Genomic DNA, 17,451 nt, shown 5'->3' with positions numbered 1-17,451 from the left:
CTGAAAAGCCCGGTTTTGCGGGCTTCTCGCGTGGCTTTTGTGCTGCAGCGCACAAGCGCGCGAAGCATTTCCGCGCCGTTGTTTCGGGCGCGGAATGGCGCGTGCGTGGAGGCAAAAAATCCCGGCCCGTTGCAATCGGGCCGGCACCGAAACTATTCGGCGGCGATGGGCAACGGGCGCTGCTCGAGGGCCTGTTCAAGCGATGCCCATTTGACGCGTGCCAGCTTGAGGTTGCGCTCCTTGACGTGGCCGTAGCCGCGAATTTCTTCGGGCACCTCGGCAATCGAGACGGCGGTCGCCAGTCTGTCGGGCGTCAGGCTTGCGAGCACCCGCTCGATGCGGGCGCGGTATTCCACGATCAGCGCGCGTTCGGTGCGCCGTTCGACGCTGTAGCCGAACGGGTCGAGTGCGGTGCCGCGCAGGCGCTTGAACTTCGCCAGCACCCCAAAGGCGCCCAGCATCCACGGGCCAAAGGTCATCTTGGCCGGTTCGCCGGTGTTGGGATCCTTCTTGGCCAAAAGCGGCGGCGACAGGTGGAAGGTCAGCTTGCCCTTGCCGTCGAAGGTCTCGGCCAGCTGCTTGCGGAAGGTGCCATCCGAATATAGCCGCGCCACCTCATATTCGTCCTTGTAGGCCATGAGCTTGAACAGATAGCGGGCGACGGCATCGGCGAGCTTGCCTTCGGCACCCGTTACCGACTTTTCGCGGGCACGCACCTTGTCGACGAAGGCCCGGTATTCGTTTGCATAAGCAGCGTTTTGATAAGCGGTGAGGAACGCCACGCGGCGTGTCACGGCCTCGTCGAGCGACTGCGAGGCGACACGATGGCCAAGCGGCGAGTTGGCCTGCGTCCTGGGAAGCAAGGCATCGACAGCCGCACGGTCTGCCGCGGCAAGCCGGCCGAGGCGGAAGGCGGTGCGGTTCATCTCGACCGCCGCACCGTTGAGCTCAAGCGCCTTGTCGATGCTTGCCGAGGCCAGCGGGATCAGCCCGCGCTGCCAGGCATAACCGACCATGAACAGATTGGTGCCGATGGAGTCGCCCAGCAGTTGCGTGGCGATCTGGGTGGCGGCGATGGTTTCGACCTGGTCCGTACCGGCGATATCCTTGACGACGCCCGCAAGCCCTAGTCCCTGGACGCGGAAATTGGGGTCGCGGATGAAGGCGCCGGTGATCGTCTCCTCCGAGTTCAGCACGACGCGCGTCCTGCCGTTGGCGATGGCGCTAAGCGCCTCCTTGCCGGCGGCAACGACGAGGTCGCAGCCGAGCACGACGTCGGCCGAACGCGATGAAATGCGCACCGCATGCAGGTCGTCAGGCGTCGGTGCAAAGCGCAGATGCGTCGTCACCGGCCCGCCCTTCTGCGCCATGCCGGCCATGTCGAGCGTCGAGCAGCCCTTGCCTTCGAGATGGGCGGCCATGGCAAGGATCGCGCCGATGGTGATGACGCCGGTGCCGCCGACGCCGGTGACCAGCACGTTCCAGGGGGCTGTGAGTTCAAACGGCGCCGGCTCCGCGATCGGCCGTGCTGCAATCGTCTTCGGATCGACATTCTTGGGCCGGCGCGGCTTCACGCCCTCGACAGTGACAAAGGACGGGCAAAAACCCTTCACGCAGGAAAAGTCCTCGTTGCAGGACGACTGGTCGATGCGGCGCTTGCGCCCGAACTCGGTGTCGACTGGTGTCACCGACAGGCAGTTCGACTTCTTCGAGCAGTCGCCGCAGCCTTCGCAGACCAGTTCATTGATGATGACGCGGCGTTCGACGCGCGGCTTGGGATCGCGTTTGCGGCGGCGGCGTTTCTCGGCGGCACAGGTCTGGTCGTAGACGATGCCCGACACGCCTTCGATCTCTCGCAGTTCACGCTGCACGGCGTCGAGTTCGTCGCGATGGTGGATAGAGACATTGGCCGCGAACGGCTCCTGGCCGTGGTATTTTTCGATGTCGTCGGAAACGACCGCAATGCGTTCGACGCCCTCGGATCGCAGCTGATGGGTGATGCGCTGCGGGTTGAGCGTGCCGTCATGGCGCTGGCCGCCGGTCATCGCCGTCGCGTCGTTGAACAGGATCTTGTAGGTGATGTTGACCTTGGCTGCGACCGCAGCCCGGATGGCGAGCAGGCCCGAATGGAAATAGGTGCCGTCGCCGAGGTTCTGGAAAATATGGCGCGTCGGCACGAACGGCGCCTGGCCGATCCAGTTGGCCCCCTCCCCGCCCATATGTGTATAGGTCGCGGTGTTGCGGTCCATCGCCTGCGACATCCAGTGGCAGCCGATGCCAGCCAGCGCGCGGCTGCCTTCGGGCACGCGCGTCGAGGTGTTGTGCGGGCAGCCCGAGCAGAAATAGGGCGTGCGCTGGACGGGCGCGAGGCTGGCGAGCTTGGCGCCGTCGATATCGGACAGCTTGCCGATGCGCTCTACCAGTTCCTTGTCTTCGATGAAGGGCAGGATGCGCGCGGCAATCGCCCGGGCGATCTGGATCGCGGTAAGGTCGTCATGCGCCGGCAAGACGATGCGGTTTTCGCCATCACGCTTGCCGAAGATGCGCGGCCGCCGCTCGGCCGGCATGTTGTAGAGAATGTCCTTGACCTGGCCTTCGATCAGCGGGCGCTTTTCCTCGACGATCAAAAGCTCTTCCAGCCCTGAAGCAAAGGCAACGATGCCCTCGGGCTCCAGCGGCCAGACCATGCCGACCTTGTATATCGACAGGCCAAGCTCGATGGCGCGCTTTTCGGAGATGCCGAGTTCATCGAGCGCCTGGCGCACGTCGAGATAAGACTTGCCGGTCGTGACGATGCCAAGCCGGCGGCGCGGGCCGCCGAGCGCGACGCGGTCGAAGCGGTTGGCACGCGCAAAGGCAAGGGCTGCCGGCAGCTTGAGGTTATGCAGGCGGCGCTCCTGCTCCTGCGGGCTGTCGGGCCAGCGAATGCCGAGCCCACCGGCCGGCATCTCGAAATCGCCAGGTGTGTTGAAAGCGATGCGGTCGCTGGCAACGACGATCGAGGCGGAGGAATCGACGGTCTCGGCGATCAACTTGAGCGCTGTCCAGCAGCCGGAATAACGCGACAGCGCCCAGCCATAGAGGCCGAAGTCCAAGATCTCCTGTACGCCTGCCGGATTGAGCACAGGGATCATCGCGTCCATCAGCGCATATTCGCTCTGGTGCGAAGTGGTCGAGGACTTGCAGGTGTGGTCGTCGCCAGCGAGCAGCAGCACGCCGCCATGCGGGGCCGAACCGGCGAGATTGCCATGGCGGAAGGCATCGCCCGAGCGGTCTACGCCGGGGCCCTTGCCATACCACATCGAAAAGACACCCTGCTTGTTGGCCTTTTCCATCAGATTGATCTGCTGGGTGCCGAGGATGGCGGTCGCGGCGATGTCCTCGTTGAGCCCGGTCTGGAAACGGATCTCGTTGGCCTCGGCAAATTTTCGTGCCTGGCCGAATGCCTGGTCGATGCCGCCCAGCGGCGAGCCACGATAGCCGGTGACAAAACCCGCCGTATCGAGGCCGGTGACACGGTCAATCCGACGCTGCACCATCGGCAGGCGCACAAGCGCCTGGGTGCCGGTCACGAAGATGCGCCCGTCGTCCAGCAGGTACTTGTCGTCGAGCGAAACTGCCGCATTGGCCATCTAGATCTCCTGGACCCCGCCCGGGCACGGCCAGAACGGAACTGACATGCGAGAGCAAGTCTGCTCTCTTGTCTATCCATTACTGTATACACATTGGCCAGTCAATCGACGTCGAGCAGGCAACCGTAATGCGACGGCACTCTTTTGATGCACGCGAGCCTACAAAAAGGGCCCGGCATATGCCGAGCCCTTTTCCGTTTTCCAGCAGTTGACGCTGCCGCTCACAGCACGTGGGACAAAAATTCCCGTGTGCGCGGCGATTGCGGGTTGGCGATCATTTCCCTGGGTTCGCCGCGCTCTTCGACGACGCCGCGATCCATGAAGATCAGCTGGTCGCCGACTTCGCGGGCAAAGCCGATCTCATGGGTGACCACAACCATCGTCATGCCGCTCTCGGCGAGATCGCGCATCACCACCAGCACTTCGCCGACAAGCTCGGGATCGAGTGCCGAGGTCGGCTCATCGAACAACAGCACCTTCGGGTTCATCGCCAGCGCCCGGGCGATCGCCACGCGCTGCTGTTGTCCGCCGGAGAGCTGGCGCGGATAGGCGTCGGCCTTGGCAGACAGCCCGACACGCTCGAGCAGTGCGTAGGCCTTGTCCTTGGCTTCCGCCTTGGACAGGCCCTTCACCATCATCGGCGCCTCGATCAGGTTTTCGAGCGCCGTCATGTGGGAGAACAGGTTGAACGACTGGAACACCATGCCGATGTCGGCGCGGCGCTGGCACAGGAGCTTGTTGTTGACCTCGTAGAGCTTGCCGTGGCGCAAATCGTAGCCGACGAATTCGCCGTCGACCAGAAGCACGCCGCCGCTGACCTCTTCGAGATGGTTGATGCAGCGCAAGAACGTGCTCTTGCCCGATCCCGACGGGCCGATGACGCAGGCGACCGAACCGGTTGGGACGTTGAGGTCGATGCCTTTCAGCACTTCGACAGCGCCAAAGGATTTGCGCACGCCGCGCGCGAACACCATGGAGTTTTCGGGAACGCCGAAGCGGGCCTGGTTTTCTGCTTTCGATGTCATGCTGGCTGTGCCACCCGTCCGAACCTGAAGGCGCGTTTCAGCATGCCACCCATCGACACGCCCTGCTGCTGGTCGCTCTTGCCGTAATATTGCTCGATGTAGTGCTGGCCGATCGACAGGATGGTGACGACGAACAGGTACCAGAACGCCACCACGATCAGCAGCGGAATGGTCTCGAAGGTTCGGGCATAGATGCTCTGCGCGGCATAGAGCAGGTCGTTGACGGCGATGATGGTCACCAGCGACGTGGTCTTCAAAAGATTGATCGTTTCGTTGCCGGTCGGCGGCACGATGAAACGCATCGCCTGGGGCAACGTGATGCGGCGCAGGATCAGCCGGTGGTTCATGCCGAGGCTGCCGGCGGCTTCGGTCTGTCCTGATGCCACTGAATTGATGCCAGCGCGCACGATCTCGGCCATGTAGCCGGCTTCATGTAGCGACAGAGCGATGACGGCCGCAACGAAGGGCGTCATGACGTCGTTGGTCTTGACCGAAAACAACGTGCCGACAAATGGCAGCGTCAGCGAAAACTCGCGCACGATCAGCGACAGGTTGAACCAGAAGATCAGCTGGATCAGTGCGGGTGCGCCACGGAAGAACCAGATATAGGCGCTGGCAAAGGCGTTGAGGATGCGGCTCGGCGACAGCCGCATGATGGCGACGATGGTGCCGATGATGACGGCAAGCACCATGATGGTGACCGTCAAAAGCAGCGTCTGGCCAAGACCGCGCATGATCGAGGGATGAAACAGATATTTGCCGACGGTCGGCCAGTCGAAGGCCGGGTTGGTGGCGAGCGCCTTCAGCACCAGGCCCAGGATGACCAGCGTGACAGCCGTGCCGACCCACAGTCCATAATGGCGCAGCGGAACGACGACCAGCGCCTCCGGTGGCGGTGTTTGCGTTTCGGCCCGGTTCATTCAGCCGCCCTCTTGAAAAAGTTAGGTGACCGGCGAGAGGCGCAAGACCCCTCGCCGGGTCAGATCAATTATTTGCGGATCTTGTCGGCCGCATCGACGACGTAGGCTTCCTCGATCATCGCGCTGGTCATGCCATACTTGGCCATGATCGTCTTGTAGGTGCCGTTCTTGATCATCTCGTTGAGCGCGGCACTCAGCATTTCGGCGGTTTCCTTGTCGCCCTTGGGGATGGCGATGCCGAGTGGTGCGACGTCATAGAGGCCGGGCACGACCACCAGTTGGCCCTTGCTGGTCACCTCGAAATAGCCCGAGGCGGTGGCGTCGTCGAGACGCGCGTCGAGACGGTCAGAGAGCACGGCCTGGATGATGTCCTTGCCCTCGGGGAAGATGCTCTTGGCGAGTTCCGGCTTACCCTTGGCCTTGCATTCTTCATTCAGGCGGTCGGCGATGAAGTCGGAAACCGCGCCGCCGATGACACCGACGCGCTTGCCGCAGAGATTGTTTTCGCCCTCAAACGAGGCTTTCTTGTCAGGCGTGGTCGAAGCGACGATGCCCGACTTGATGAACATCACGAAGTCGACCTGCTTCAGGCGGTCGTCGGTCGCAGCGAAGGTTTCCCAGGCGACCTTGAAACGGCCTGCCGCCAGGCCCGGCACCATCGAGGGGAACGGGATACGGGTGACCTCAAGCTCGGCGCCGAGCAGCTTGGCGGCTTCCTGGGCAAGCTCGATATTGATGCCGACCTGCTTGCCGTCTTCGGCGATGAACTCGAACGGCGCGTATTCGAGCGTATTGGCCATGATCAGCTTGCCGGTGTCCTTGACCTCCGGCGACTTCGGCAGTTCGGCGGCAGCAAGCGTGCCGGCGCCAACGACCAGGGCCGTTGCGGCGATTGCGGCAAGTTTTGCGCCGCGCAGAAGCGAAAGATGATGCACTTTAACCCTCCTCATTGTGCTGAGATGACCGGCGGCTGCTGCCCCTGGCTTCGTCCTCATGGCGACCTTCCCCTTGAACGGCGCGGAGCGCTCTTCTTGTTTGGCGGGCGTCACGTCAGAACCAAATTCTGATATTGAAATGTATTTTTACGGCTGATGAATTGTCAAGCGAGCGCCCCTGCCCGGACACATAAATCGCGCCGGAAATGGCAGTTTTCCCGCATGCAGCGGCAATGGCGCAGCCTTCTCAGAAGCGCAACGATCTGAGCCCGACCGTTCGGTCGATGATCAGGATCGCGGCGAAGGTCATGAAGATACTGAGCGAGGCAATTGCGGCTGCGGTCGGATCGAAATTGAAACGCAGATAATCGAACAATTCCAGCGGCAGCGTGTTCTTGCCGATCGACTTGAGCAGCAGCGAGATGTTGAAGATGTCGAAGGAGATGACGAAGGCAAACAGGCAGCCGGTGATGATGCCGGGCTTGATCGCCGGCAGCGTCACGCGCCGGAACGTCATCCAGCCGCCCGCGCCCAGGCTGCGCGCCGCCTCTTCCTGCGAGCGGTCGAAGTTGAACAGCGCGGAGGACACATTGAGGAAGACATAAGGGAAGGTGACGACGATGTGGCCGATCTGGATGCCGATGGAATAGTCGGTGCCGAGCCGGATTTCGTAGAAGTAAAACAGCAGCGCGATCGCCGTCAGGATCTCGGGCACCAAAAGCGGCGCCGTCATGATCAGGCGAATGTAGTCGCGCGCCACCGTCGCATGTCGGGCGACATAGATCGCCGCCAGCGTGCCGATCACGCCATTGACGATTGTCGACACCGCGGCGATCTGGATCGAATAGAGCGTGGCGTCGAGGAAACGCTTGTTTGAAAACAGCGCCTCGAACCAGCGCAGCGAAAAGCCCTCGAGCGGAAAGGCCAGGAACTCGCCCGAATTGAACGACAGCAAGACCACCAGCACGATGGGGAACATCAGGAAGATGTAGATCGCGGCGACCAGGGCCGTGAACAGCCGGTCCCAGATCGTCTTTTCGACGCCGCTCGATGCGCGTGTCATGGCAGCCTCCGCATCGCGCGTGCCGTAAGCCTGAGATAGAGCCCGACGAAGATGATCGCCACGGCCGCCATGATGATGGCGAGTGCGGCACCTGCCGGCCAGCGGAAATTGTCGACGAGATATTGCACCACCAGCACCGACATGGTGCGCCCGCCGGTGCCGCCGAGCATGGCGGGCGTGACATAGGCGCTGATCGAAAGCACGAACACCAAAATGGTGCCGGCCTGGATGCCCGGCATGCTGAGCGGCAAGGTGACCTTTAAGAAGGTCCGCATGCGCGAGGCGCCAAGCGAGCGCGACGCCATGGCGAGATCAGGGCTTATCGCCTGCAGATTGCCGAGCAGCGGCAGGATGATGAAGGGCAAGAACACATGCGTCAGCGCGATCGTCACGCCGAGCGAGTTGTTCATCAGCTGGAGCGGGAAGCTGATCAGGCCGACGGCCTTGAGCGCCTGGTTGGCAACGCCGTTGTTGGACAGGATGATCATCCAGGCGAAGGTGCGCACCACCAGCCCGACAAGCAGCGGCGACAGCACGAAGATGTAGAGCAGGCTGGTCCAGCGCGAGCGCGACATGGCGAGGTGATAGGCGACGGGGTAGCCGAGCAGCAGCGAAAGCACGGTGACTGTTGCGCCGATCAGCAAGGTGCGGCCGAGAATGCCCCAGATGTAGAAGTCGCCGAGTGCTGTCGTGTAGTGCGCCAGCGTGAAGCCTTCGCCATAGACGGCGCGGGTCGAAGCCTCGCGCAGGCTCATGGTGATGATGGTCAGGTATGGCAGGGCAAAAAAGCCGATCAGCAGCACAAGTGCCGGCACGATCATCCAGGTGGCGCTGCCGCGACTGCCGCGGCTTTCAAGGCGCGGCGCTGCTTCGACCGCACTCATGATGCCAAAAGCCATGTGTCGCGCGCGGCAAAGCCCAGCGCGACCTGTTCGCCGACATCGAGCGGATTGCGGCCATTGACGTCGACGATGACACGGTCGCCGCTGGCGAGCTTGACGGCAAGCTGGTTGGCGCTGCCCTGGTAGACCGAGTTGACGACAGCGCCGGAAAGCACGTTTTCATCCCTGCCCGCCTCCCCGGCCCCTTGCTTGCGGGTGCGGATATTCTCCGGCCGGATCATGACCTGCACGGACGCTCCCTTGGCCAGGCCCGCCGGGCCGGTGGTGCCGATGCTGCCGCTGGCGGTCTCGACCTTGTAGCTGTCGCCGCCCAATGCTTCGGCGACCTTACCGCCGATGGTGTTGGAGCGGCCGATGAAGCCGGCTACCGATTGCGAGGCCGGGCGTTCGTAGATCTCGCGCGGTGAGCCGAACTGCGAGATCATGCCGGCGTTCATCACCACGATCTTGTCCGACATGACCATTGCCTCGGCCTGGTCGTGGGTGACGTAGATGCTGGTGATGCCGACGCGCTGCTGCAGGTCGCGGATGAAGAAACGCATCTCGTCGCGCAAGGTGGCGTCGAGATTGGCCAGCGGCTCGTCGAGCAGGAGCACGGACGGCTCGATGACCAGCGCACGCGCCAGCGCCACGCGCTGCTGCTGGCCACCGGAGAGCTCGCGCGGATAGCGTTTGTCGTAGCCTTCAAGGCGCACCATGGCCAGCACATCGGCGATGCGCCGCTGGCGATCGGGCATCGAGACCTTGCGCACTTCGAGGCCAAAACTCAGGTTTTCGGCCACCGTCATGTGCGGAAACAGCGCGTAGGACTGGAACACCATGCCAATGTCGCGCTGCTCGGGCAGAGCGTGTGTGACGTCGCGCTCGCCAAACAGGATGCGGCCGCTGTCGGGCCGCTCGAAACCTGCGATGCAGCGCAAGGTCGTTGTCTTGCCGCAGCCGCTCGGCCCCAACAGCGAGACGAACTCGCCCTGGCCGATCGGGATCGAAATGTCCTTGAGGATGTGCAGATTGCCATACCGCTTGTTGATACGGTCGATGGTCAGTGCGGTCATCCGATATCCTCGCGCAGTTTCCCTGCCGGGAGGTGGGGGCACCTCCCGGCCATGCGGTTACGTCGTTGCCAGTCGCGGTGCGGCTCAGGCCATTTCCCGGTTCCAGCGGTCGGCGATCTCGGCCGCCTTGTCGACGTAGCTGTCCCAGTCGTAACTCTTGATCTCGGCCATGCGTGGCCCGACGATCGGCGTGCGCGCCGACATCGCCGCGTCGACGACAGACTCGTTGTTGCTGGGCGAGGTGTAGAAGGCCTTGGCCATGTCCTGCTGAACCTTGGCGTCGAGCACGTAGTTCAGATAGGCGTGCGCGGCATCCTTTTCGGTGCCGGTGGCGACCAGGTTGAACGACTGCTCGAAGGCGAGCACGCCTTCCTTGGGCGCTATGATCGCAACCGGTGCGCCCTTGTCCTGCAGCGTCATGATCTCGGTCCAGTCGACCGGGGCGATGATCGCGTCGCCGCGGATCAGCGCCGTTGCCACCTCACCGCTCCACGATGCCTGGGTGAAGGGCAGCAGCTCCTTGATTTTGGCAAAGGCGGTGTCGAAATCGTCGGGCCCGCTGCCGAACAGCTCGGCCACCAGGCGCAGGAACAAAACCGCGCCGGTGTTGCCGATCTGGTAGAGCCCGGTCTTGCCCTTGAATTCCGGGTTCTCCCAGAGATCGTGCCAGGAAGTGGGCGCGGTTTTCACCAGATCGGTGCGGTAGGCCAGGCCGATCGGCGAAACAATGGCGCGGATGCCCTTGGCGTCCTTGTTGATGAATTGCGGGAAGGTCTTTTGGGCGTTGGGCAGCTTGGCGAGGTCGAAGGGCTCGAAGAAGCCTTCGGCGCGCAGCACGGCGGCAATGTTTTCGTTGCCCATGAAGATGCTGTAGGGCGAGCGATCGCCGCCGGCGCGGATCTTGGCGACGAAGTCCTTGCCGAGCCCCACATCGAGCTGCGGCTGGATGCCGGTGGCCGAACTCAGGCCGGGCAAAAGATGCTCTTCCCAGAATTTCGCCCAGAGCCCGCCATAGGTCGGGACAACCAAGGACGATTGCGCCGATGCAAGTCGCGGCAGGGTCATCGAGGCAATAGCCGTCGTCATACCGACGGCGAATTCACGCCTGGTCAGCTTCATCGGAAATTATCTCCCATGTTCCCGCTGAAGTTCTTATTGTGGCTTGCGTCGCGGGTCGAAAGCGCAGCCCTGTTGGATCGAAGGCTTGCATTTTCTGATCAGGCGGTCAACAATTTAGATATTGTAATATTGAAATAATAAGAAGCGGCCAACGAGGGAGAGAATACGCGCATGGAGGACGCCAAGCAGGCAGTCCAGGCGACCAAAAGCCTGGCACATCAGATCGCGACGGCGCTCCAGCAGGAGATCGTGCAAGGCACGCTCAGCGTCGAGGCGCGACTGCCGTCCGAAGCCGAGATCGCGCAGCGTTTCAGCGTCTCGCAGCCAACGGTGCGCGAGGCGCTCAAGATCCTGGCGGCGAAGAAGCTGGTGCGCTCCAAGCGCGGGCCCAATGGCGGCGTCTTCGTCAATGCGCCCTCGCTCACCGCAGCCAGCCAGATGCTGCAGGAAATGACGACCTGGTTCGTCGGCCTTGGTGTTTTTGGTCTCAACGAAATCGTCGAGGCGCGGCTTTTGCTCGGACGCACCTGTGTTCAGCTCGCCGCCGAGCGCGCCACCAGCGAGGACCTTGAATCGATCGAGGCGACGCTGGAGGCCTTCGAGCGCGACGACATTTCCGACGAGGAATTTTGCCGGCTCGATGTCGCCTTCCACCATGCCATCGCCCAGGCAACGGGCAATAACGAACTGCGTTTCATCATGCTGGTGGTCAACGACTCGCTGATCCCGGCAACCAACATGATCTCGTTCCGCTTCCGCGAGCGTGGCCGGGTGGTATCGCTGCACGCCGATATCCTGGAAGCCTTGCGCGCCCGCAATGCGGCCGCTGCTACCGCCGCTTTCGAAGAACTCATCGCCTACCAGTCGAGCGTCTATGAAAAGGCGCTGTCGGCGCGGCAGGCCGATGCTGCCGAGAGGCAAGAAGCCCGATGAGTGTTCTGGTGGCCCCGGGCCAGGAGCTGGTTGAAGAGCAGCTCCCGGATGGGCGCCGCCTTTATCGCAGTTCGACCCCTCTGCCCGGCGACCTGCCGGACATTCTTGCGCGGCTGACCAAATGGGCGGCCGAGCAGCCCGACAGGGTGCTCCTGTCCGAGCCCGGCGAAGGCACGAGGCGCTCGATCGGCTATGGCGACGCACTTTCCCGCGCTCGCGCCATGCGGCAGCTGCTGGCGGGTCTCTACGGCCTCGCCAAGGGCGATTGCGTGGCAACGCTGGCGCCGGCGGGCATCGACGCGCTGGTGTTCAAGCTTGCTTGCCTTTCCGGCGGTTTCGTCCATGCGGCGCTACCGCCCTTCCCTTTCCGCGACGGCGTCGAAAGTGAAGCGACAAGGCCTTTTCTTGCCGCCGCCAAACCCAGGCTGATTGTCGCGCCGGCGGGCCATCCGGCCATCGAAGGCATGAATGCGGTTTCCCTTGCCGATCTGGCGCGCGAAAGCATGGGCGAAGCAGCACTCGATGCCGACGAACAAACCGCGCCCGATGATTGGGCGGCGATCTTCTTCACCTCTGGCAGCACCGGCGCACCCAAGGGCGTGCCGATTACGCGCGGCATGATCTCGTCCAACCAGGGCGCCATCGCGGCGATGTGGCCATTTGTGGTCGAAACTCCGCCGGTGCTCGTCGACTGGCTGCCCTGGCATCATGTCTTCGGCGGCCTCGACAACATCTTCAAGGTGATCTGGAATGGTGGCGCGATGCATGTCGATGCCGCGCCCAGCCCCTCGACAATCGCAGCGAGCGTGCGGATCATGGCGGAGGTTTCGCCGACCATGCATGTCGCCGTGCCGCTCGGTCTGAAGCTGCTGCTCGACCGGTTGGAGAATGACGAGGCCGCTGCGCGCGCCTTCACCAGCAAGCTGCGCGCCATTTTCTTCGCGGGGGCCGGCATCGATGCCGAACTGTGGCGCAGGCTTGCCAATTTCCGCGACAGGCATGGCGATTTCCAGATCCTGTCAGGCTACGGCGCAACCGAGGCCGCCTCGACCATCACGCTGTCGCCTGTGCCGCTGGAGCGGCCGGGCGAACTTGGCCACCCCCTCCCCGGTCATCGCATCGCGCTGGTCGATGTCGACGGCCGCAGCGAATTGCGTGTTTCAGGTCCCAACATAGCACCTTGCTACCTCATCGAGGGCCGCAGGGTCGAATTGCCCATGGATGAGTTCGGCTTTTACCGCACCGGCGACGCCGCGGTTATTCGCGCGCGGTCGGACGGCATTCCGGTTTTCGGCTTCGATGGCCGTCTTGCCGAGGACTTCAAGCTGTCGAGCGGGGTCAAGGTGCGCACCGGCCCGCTGCGCGCCGGCCTGATGGCGCAATGCGCGCCGCTTGCCGACGACATCGTGATTTCAGGCGAGAACCGCGACCGGTTGGTGGCGCTGATTTTCCCCTCGGCGGTGGGCAGGAATCGCGTCGATGAACTCAGCGCGCGCATCGCTGGCTGGAACGCGGCCAATCCCGGCGGCTCCGCAACGATTGCCCGCTTCGATCTGGCGACGACACCGGCAGACCGAAGCAAGGGTGAACTGTCGGACAAGGGGCAGATCGTGCAGTCGCGCTATCTGCGCAACAACGCCGAACTGTTCGAAGCGCTGCAGCAAGGTGGAGGTCAGGCGCCCAAAGGCGCCTGACGCATCTGCGGACTTAGTCGAGATCGCGGAACGGCTTTTCGCGGATGTCGAGGAATTCCTTCAGCGAATGCTCCTTGAGCAGCCGCATCCAGTGGCGTCCCTCTTCCGAGCCATGCAGGATGGCAGTGGTTTCGCGATTGTAGGTCCACGAGCTTTCCAGGCCTGCGGTCTGCTGCTGGTGGTTGAGCGCTGCCTTGGCGAACTTGATCGAAGCGCCGGGCATGCGGGCACATTTGCGCGCCAGCTTTTCGGCTTCCGCCTTCAACTGGTCGCGCGGTACCGCCTTGTTGACGAGATGGATACGCGCAGCCTCGCGCCCGTCGATCAGATCGCCAGTGTACATCAGGTGGCGCGCGTGGATCATCGGCACCGTCCAGGGCAGCATCAGCGTCGGTGGTGCCGAGACGTGACGCACTTCCGGCTCGCCGAGCATGGCGTCTTCGGCGGCGATCGTCATGTCGCAGCACATCATCAGCTCCAGCCCTCCGGCCAGCGCATAGCCATTGACGGCGGCGATGATCGGGATCGGCGCTTCGCGGATGAACTTCATGCGGCGCATATTAGCGCCGATGTCCTCGCGCCAGGCCTCGGTGTCCATCTCGAAATCTTCGCCGCCGAGATCAAAGCCCGCGGTGAACGCCCGGCCAGCACCGGTGATGATCACCGCGCGGATCTCAGGATCCTTGACCGCGCGGTCGATCGCCGCCTCAAGCGCGTCGCCGAGCTCCTGGTTCATGGCGTTCATCTTGTCGGGACGGTTGAGCGTCAAGGTGACGAACGCGTCCTCGGCGTCCTTTTCCCAGATTACGACTTCACTGCTCATGGTCTCTCCCCTCCCCTTTACGCGATTTCGATGACGACGCGGCCGCGCACGGCACCCGCCAGGATGCGGTTGGCGAGTTCGGGCAGTTCCGACATCTTGTGAACCTCGGTCATCGCCGAAAGCTTGGCGCGGTCGAGATGATCGGCCAGCGTCTGCCAGGCCTTCTGGCGCTTGGGCAGCGGTGCGTAAACGGAATCGACGCCGATCAGCGTCACGCTGCGCAAGATGTGCGGCATCACGGTTCCGGGCAGGTTGTGGCCGCCGGCAAGCCCGCAGGCAGCGACCGCGCCGCCATAGACGGTCTGGGCCAGCGCATTGGCAAGCGTCGTCGAACCGACCGAGTCCACGGCCCCGCTCCAGCGCTCCTTCTGCAGCGGCTTGACCTCGCCGGCGAGCTCGGCGCGGTCGAGAAAGGAGGTGGCGCCCAGCGAACGCAGGTAATCATGCGTCTCGGCGCGGCCGGTCGAGGCAACGACGGTGTAGCCCTTGGAGGAAAGCAGGCTGACAGCGGTGGAACCAACGCCGCCGGCAGCACCCGTCACCAGCACTTCGCCCTTGCCGGGCTGGATCGAGCCCCAGCTCTCAAGCGCGTCGACGCAAAGGGCTGCGGTGTAGCCTGCCGTGCCGATCGCCATCGCCTGTTCCATCGAAAACGCGTCGGGCAGGCAGATCAGCCATTCCGGCTTCAGCCGCTGGAAGCGCGTGTAGCCGCCCCATTCGGTTTCCGACATGCCCCAGCCATTGGCAACGACGCGGTCGCCGACCTTCCATGCCGGCGAGCGCGACTCGACCACGGTGCCGGCGATGTCGATGCCGGCGACCATCGGCAGGCGGCGCGCGATGCGGCCCTTGCCCGATACGGCGAGGCCGTCCTTGTAGTTGAGGCTCGAATAGGCGACCTCGACCAGCACGTCATGGTCCGGCAGGTCGGCCTTGGTGATCTCGCGGAAGCCGGCGCGCGGCTTGCCGTCGACATCTTCCAGCATCAAAGCTGTGAAAGTCTCGCTCATGATAGTCTCCAGGAAATCATAGGGGTAAATCTCGTGCGTCAGCCTGATATGGCTTCGCGTTCGGCGCGCCGCGCCAGGCTGATCGCATAGCTGTCGCGAACATAGGTCAGCAGCTCGAAAAGCACAGAGGTCGCGGTTTTGGCGTCGCGCGCTTCCAGGGCCGATACCAGCCGTTCGTGGAAGTCGGCGACGGTGCTGCGCTCGCGCACATGCGACACGATCATGTTGGTGATCGGCATGAAGGCCTCGACCACCGTGTACATCATCAGGGAAAGCGGGCCGTTGCCGGCTGCCTTGACGACCGCGCGGTGGAAACGAACGTCGGAGGCGCAGAAATCCTCGTCGCTGAGCGATTTTGAGCGCTGCAGCGCAACCTCGGTGCGCATCGCGGCAAGATCGGCGTCGCTGCGGCGTTCGCAGGCCAGCCGGCTGCAGATCGCCTCGGTCTCGAGCCGCGCGCTGATGATCTCGTCGATATCGAAGGCACCGACGCCGACCAGAAGCGTTGCAGCCCCTGTTATCGCCGACGACAGGCCTTCCGGATCTGGGCGGCTGACGAAGGTGCCCCCGGTCGGGCCGCGTTGCGAGCGGATGAGATTCTGGGCCGCGAGCCGCTTCAACGCTTCGCGCACCGTGGGACGGGAGATGCCAAAGCTCTTGGCCAGGTCCTCTTCGGTCGGCAGGCGCTCGTCGATCTGCAGGCGGCCGTCGAGGATGGCAGCGCGGATCTTGTCGGCGACCTGCCGGGCAACGCCCGTGCGCACCACGTCCTGATATTCGATCGGCATTCGACCTCCGTCGGCGCGACCTTCAAAGGCCGCCTCCCGTCTCGTCATGTGAATAAACAATATAGGTTTGACAAATATTGCAAGCGAAATAAGCTGACCCGAGACAGCGCCCGGAAATGGCTTCCTCCGGGCCATCCAGGCATCATGGCGCGACCGACCGATCAGGTTCTTTCCACCCTCCAGACGCGGCTCGACAAGGCTGCGATCCTGGCCGGCGATGCCATCGACCCGCGCTACAGCGACGACCTTTCCGGCATATCAGGCGCCCGACCCGAACTGGTGTTGCGCCCGCGCAATACGTCCGAAGTTGCCGAAATCCTCAACGCCTGCAACGCCGCGCGTCTGCCGCTGGTCGTCCAGGGTGGCCGTACCGGCCTGTCAGGCGGGGCGAGGGTGCTTGCCGGCGAGGCGGTGCTGTCGCTCGAACGCATGACCGCCCTGCAGGATGTCGAGCCGACGGCCGGCACCATCATCGCCGAGGCCGGCGTGCCCTTGCAGGTCGTGCAGGAAAAGGCCGATGCGGCGGGGCTGGTCTTTGGCGTCGACATCGGCGCGCGTGGCACCGCCACCATCGGCGGCAACATCGCCACCAATGCCGGTGGCATCCGCGTGCTGCGCTATGGCAATTTCCGCGCCCAGGTGCTGGGGCTGGAGGCCGTGCTTGCCGATGGCACCGTGCTGTCCTCGCTCAAGGGGCTCGCCAAGGACAATTCCGGCTACGATCTGAGCCAGCTTTTCATCGGCAGCGAAGGCACGCTTGGCGTCGTCACCCGCGCCTGCCTCAGGCTGCATCCCAAGCCGGTCACCCAGTCGGCCGCCTTCTGTTCGCTGCCTTCGCTGGACGCTGCCTTTGGCCTGCTCAAATTCCTGCGCGGCCGCCTCGGCAACCTGCTTTCCGGTTTCGAGGTTATCCTTGAGCCGCTGATGGGCGACATGGTCGCGGCGCTCGGGCTCACCGCTCCGGTCGCGCTGTCATCGCCGGTCTATGTGCTGACCGACATCCAGGGCATGACGCCAGGCGCCGACGAAGAAGCCTTCACCGAGGCGCTGTCGCAGGCGATCGAGGACGGGCTGGTCGAAGATGTCGTGCTGTCGCAGTCGGAGCGCGAGTTCCAGGCGCTGTGGACGCTGCGCGACGACTGCAACCGTTTCCTCTTCGCCGAAGGCGTGATGCTCAGCCTCGATGTCAGCCTGCCGTTGCCGCGCATAAGCGAGTTCCTCGATCTGGCCAAGGCTGCACAAAGCCGTGCCGATCCGGTGGCGCAAGACTACGTCTTCGGCCATCTCGGCGACGGCAATCTGCATTATGTCGTTCGCACCGACAGGCCCAACGAGGTCGCCAAGGCGGTGTTCGACTGCGTCGCCAAGACAGGCGGATCGATCTCGGCCGAACATGGCATCGGGCTCGACAAGAAGGCCTATCTGCACCTGACGCGCGACCCGGCCGAACTGGCTGCGATGCGACGTCTCAAGGCAGCGCTCGACCCCCGCAACATCCTCAATCCGGGCCGCATCTTCGATATGCCGCCTGCCCCGCTCAACGTCTGAGAAT

The 17,451-nt window shown here is 63.6% G+C and carries 14 protein-coding genes; 3 read left to right on the top strand and 11 right to left on the bottom strand.

Annotated elements, in window-relative coordinates; translation table 11 throughout:
• Positions 1-152: 152 nt before the first annotated feature.
• The 8 genes from AC1RTB_RS21695 to AC1RTB_RS21660 all read right to left on the bottom strand — a co-directional run bounded on the left by AC1RTB_RS21695 (position 153) and on the right by AC1RTB_RS21660 (position 10,651).
• Entirely contained in the window at positions 153-3,632 is a 3,480-nt protein-coding gene (locus AC1RTB_RS21695; RefSeq protein ID WP_492879572.1) for an indolepyruvate ferredoxin oxidoreductase family protein, read from the bottom strand.
• Between the two features lie 221 nt (positions 3,633-3,853).
• Positions 3,854-4,657 (bottom strand): amino acid ABC transporter ATP-binding protein, encoded by an 804-nt coding sequence (locus tag AC1RTB_RS21690; RefSeq protein WP_492879571.1) that lies wholly within the window; start codon positions 4,655-4,657, stop codon positions 3,854-3,856.
• On the bottom strand, positions 4,654-5,577 hold the full coding sequence (locus tag AC1RTB_RS21685) for an amino acid ABC transporter permease (RefSeq protein ID WP_476788851.1): 924 nt from the start codon (positions 5,575-5,577) through the stop codon (positions 4,654-4,656). Before AC1RTB_RS21685 ends, AC1RTB_RS21690 begins: the two co-directional genes overlap by 4 nt.
• 68 nt (positions 5,578-5,645) lie before the next feature.
• Positions 5,646-6,527 carry an ABC transporter substrate-binding protein gene (locus tag AC1RTB_RS21680; RefSeq protein WP_492879602.1) on the bottom strand — a complete coding sequence of 294 codons (882 nt, stop codon included), beginning with the start codon at positions 6,525-6,527 and terminating at the stop codon, positions 5,646-5,648.
• 232 nt (positions 6,528-6,759) lie between these two features.
• A complete protein-coding gene (locus AC1RTB_RS21675) occupies positions 6,760-7,575 on the bottom strand; it encodes an ABC transporter permease (RefSeq protein ID WP_492879570.1) in 816 nt (271 codons plus the stop codon).
• Entirely contained in the window at positions 7,572-8,474 is a 903-nt protein-coding gene (locus AC1RTB_RS21670; RefSeq protein WP_492879569.1) for an ABC transporter permease, read from the bottom strand. The genes AC1RTB_RS21675 and AC1RTB_RS21670 overlap by 4 nt, the downstream gene beginning before the upstream one ends.
• Positions 8,456-9,532 (bottom strand): ABC transporter ATP-binding protein, encoded by a 1,077-nt coding sequence (locus tag AC1RTB_RS21665; RefSeq protein WP_492879568.1) that lies wholly within the window; start codon positions 9,530-9,532, stop codon positions 8,456-8,458. Before AC1RTB_RS21665 ends, AC1RTB_RS21670 begins: the two co-directional genes overlap by 19 nt.
• An 84-nt stretch (positions 9,533-9,616) precedes the next feature.
• Positions 9,617-10,651 carry an ABC transporter substrate-binding protein gene (locus AC1RTB_RS21660; RefSeq protein ID WP_492879567.1) on the bottom strand — a complete coding sequence of 345 codons (1,035 nt, stop codon included), beginning with the start codon at positions 10,649-10,651 and terminating at the stop codon, positions 9,617-9,619.
• A 171-nt stretch (positions 10,652-10,822) separates the two neighbouring features.
• On the opposite strand from AC1RTB_RS21660, the gene AC1RTB_RS21655 reads away from it, so the two are divergent.
• Together AC1RTB_RS21655 and AC1RTB_RS21650 are read left to right on the top strand one after the other, a co-directional pair.
• Complete coding sequence (locus tag AC1RTB_RS21655) at positions 10,823-11,584, top strand: FadR/GntR family transcriptional regulator (RefSeq protein WP_492879566.1); 762 nt, start codon at positions 10,823-10,825, stop codon at positions 11,582-11,584.
• Positions 11,581-13,278, top strand: a complete 1,698-nt coding sequence (locus AC1RTB_RS21650) for an AMP-binding protein (protein WP_492879565.1) — start codon at positions 11,581-11,583, stop codon at positions 13,276-13,278. Before AC1RTB_RS21655 ends, AC1RTB_RS21650 begins: the two co-directional genes overlap by 4 nt.
• A 13-nt stretch (positions 13,279-13,291) precedes the next feature.
• On the opposite strand, the gene AC1RTB_RS21645 is transcribed toward AC1RTB_RS21650, so the two are convergent.
• Genes AC1RTB_RS21645 through AC1RTB_RS21635 form a run of 3 tightly spaced genes read right to left on the bottom strand, consistent with a single transcriptional unit; the run spans position 13,292 to position 15,899 of the window.
• Positions 13,292-14,101: an enoyl-CoA hydratase/isomerase family protein gene (locus AC1RTB_RS21645; RefSeq protein ID WP_492879564.1), complete on the bottom strand. Its 810-nt coding sequence runs from the start codon at positions 14,099-14,101 to the stop codon at positions 13,292-13,294.
• A gap of 17 nt (positions 14,102-14,118) precedes the next feature.
• Complete coding sequence (locus AC1RTB_RS21640; protein WP_492879563.1) at positions 14,119-15,111, bottom strand: MDR family oxidoreductase; 993 nt, start codon at positions 15,109-15,111, stop codon at positions 14,119-14,121.
• A 38-nt stretch (positions 15,112-15,149) separates the two neighbouring features.
• Positions 15,150-15,899, bottom strand: a complete 750-nt coding sequence (locus AC1RTB_RS21635; protein WP_492879562.1) for a FadR/GntR family transcriptional regulator — start codon at positions 15,897-15,899, stop codon at positions 15,150-15,152.
• Between the two features lie 144 nt (positions 15,900-16,043).
• Between AC1RTB_RS21635 and AC1RTB_RS21630 the strand changes: the two genes are divergently transcribed.
• Positions 16,044-17,447 (top strand): FAD-binding oxidoreductase, encoded by a 1,404-nt coding sequence (locus AC1RTB_RS21630; RefSeq protein WP_492879561.1) that lies wholly within the window; start codon positions 16,044-16,046, stop codon positions 17,445-17,447.
• Positions 17,448-17,451 lie beyond the last annotated feature (4 nt).

Source organism: Aminobacter sp. GW821-FHT11F06, from assembly GCF_058808215.1.
This window is presented reverse-complemented; position numbering and strand designations above follow the sequence as displayed.

What these genes read in the sequence shown, in the direction of transcription:
- AC1RTB_RS21655 (WP_492879566.1), top strand. Translation starts at nt 10,823, where the DNA reads ATGGAGGACGCCAAGCAGGCAGTCCAGGCGACCAAAAGCCTGGCACAT.
- AC1RTB_RS21640 (WP_492879563.1), bottom strand. Translation starts at nt 15,111, where the DNA reads ATGAGCGAGACTTTCACAGCTTTGATGCTGGAAGATGTCGACGGCAAG.
- AC1RTB_RS21635 (WP_492879562.1), bottom strand. Translation starts at nt 15,899, where the DNA reads ATGCCGATCGAATATCAGGACGTGGTGCGCACGGGCGTTGCCCGGCAG.
- AC1RTB_RS21670 (WP_492879569.1), bottom strand. Translation starts at nt 8,474, where the DNA reads ATGGCTTTTGGCATCATGAGTGCGGTCGAAGCAGCGCCGCGCCTTGAA.
- AC1RTB_RS21690 (WP_492879571.1), bottom strand. Translation starts at nt 4,657, where the DNA reads ATGACATCGAAAGCAGAAAACCAGGCCCGCTTCGGCGTTCCCGAAAAC.
- AC1RTB_RS21680 (WP_492879602.1), bottom strand. Translation starts at nt 6,527, where the DNA reads ATGAGGAGGGTTAAAGTGCATCATCTTTCGCTTCTGCGCGGCGCAAAA.
- AC1RTB_RS21685 (WP_476788851.1), bottom strand. Translation starts at nt 5,577, where the DNA reads ATGAACCGGGCCGAAACGCAAACACCGCCACCGGAGGCGCTGGTCGTC.
- AC1RTB_RS21650 (WP_492879565.1), top strand. Translation starts at nt 11,581, where the DNA reads ATGAGTGTTCTGGTGGCCCCGGGCCAGGAGCTGGTTGAAGAGCAGCTC.
- AC1RTB_RS21660 (WP_492879567.1), bottom strand. Translation starts at nt 10,651, where the DNA reads ATGAAGCTGACCAGGCGTGAATTCGCCGTCGGTATGACGACGGCTATT.
- AC1RTB_RS21665 (WP_492879568.1), bottom strand. Translation starts at nt 9,532, where the DNA reads ATGACCGCACTGACCATCGACCGTATCAACAAGCGGTATGGCAATCTG.
- AC1RTB_RS21645 (WP_492879564.1), bottom strand. Translation starts at nt 14,101, where the DNA reads ATGAGCAGTGAAGTCGTAATCTGGGAAAAGGACGCCGAGGACGCGTTC.
- AC1RTB_RS21695 (WP_492879572.1), bottom strand. Translation starts at nt 3,632, where the DNA reads ATGGCCAATGCGGCAGTTTCGCTCGACGACAAGTACCTGCTGGACGAC.
- AC1RTB_RS21630 (WP_492879561.1), top strand. Translation starts at nt 16,044, where the DNA reads ATGGCGCGACCGACCGATCAGGTTCTTTCCACCCTCCAGACGCGGCTC.
- AC1RTB_RS21675 (WP_492879570.1), bottom strand. Translation starts at nt 7,575, where the DNA reads ATGACACGCGCATCGAGCGGCGTCGAAAAGACGATCTGGGACCGGCTG.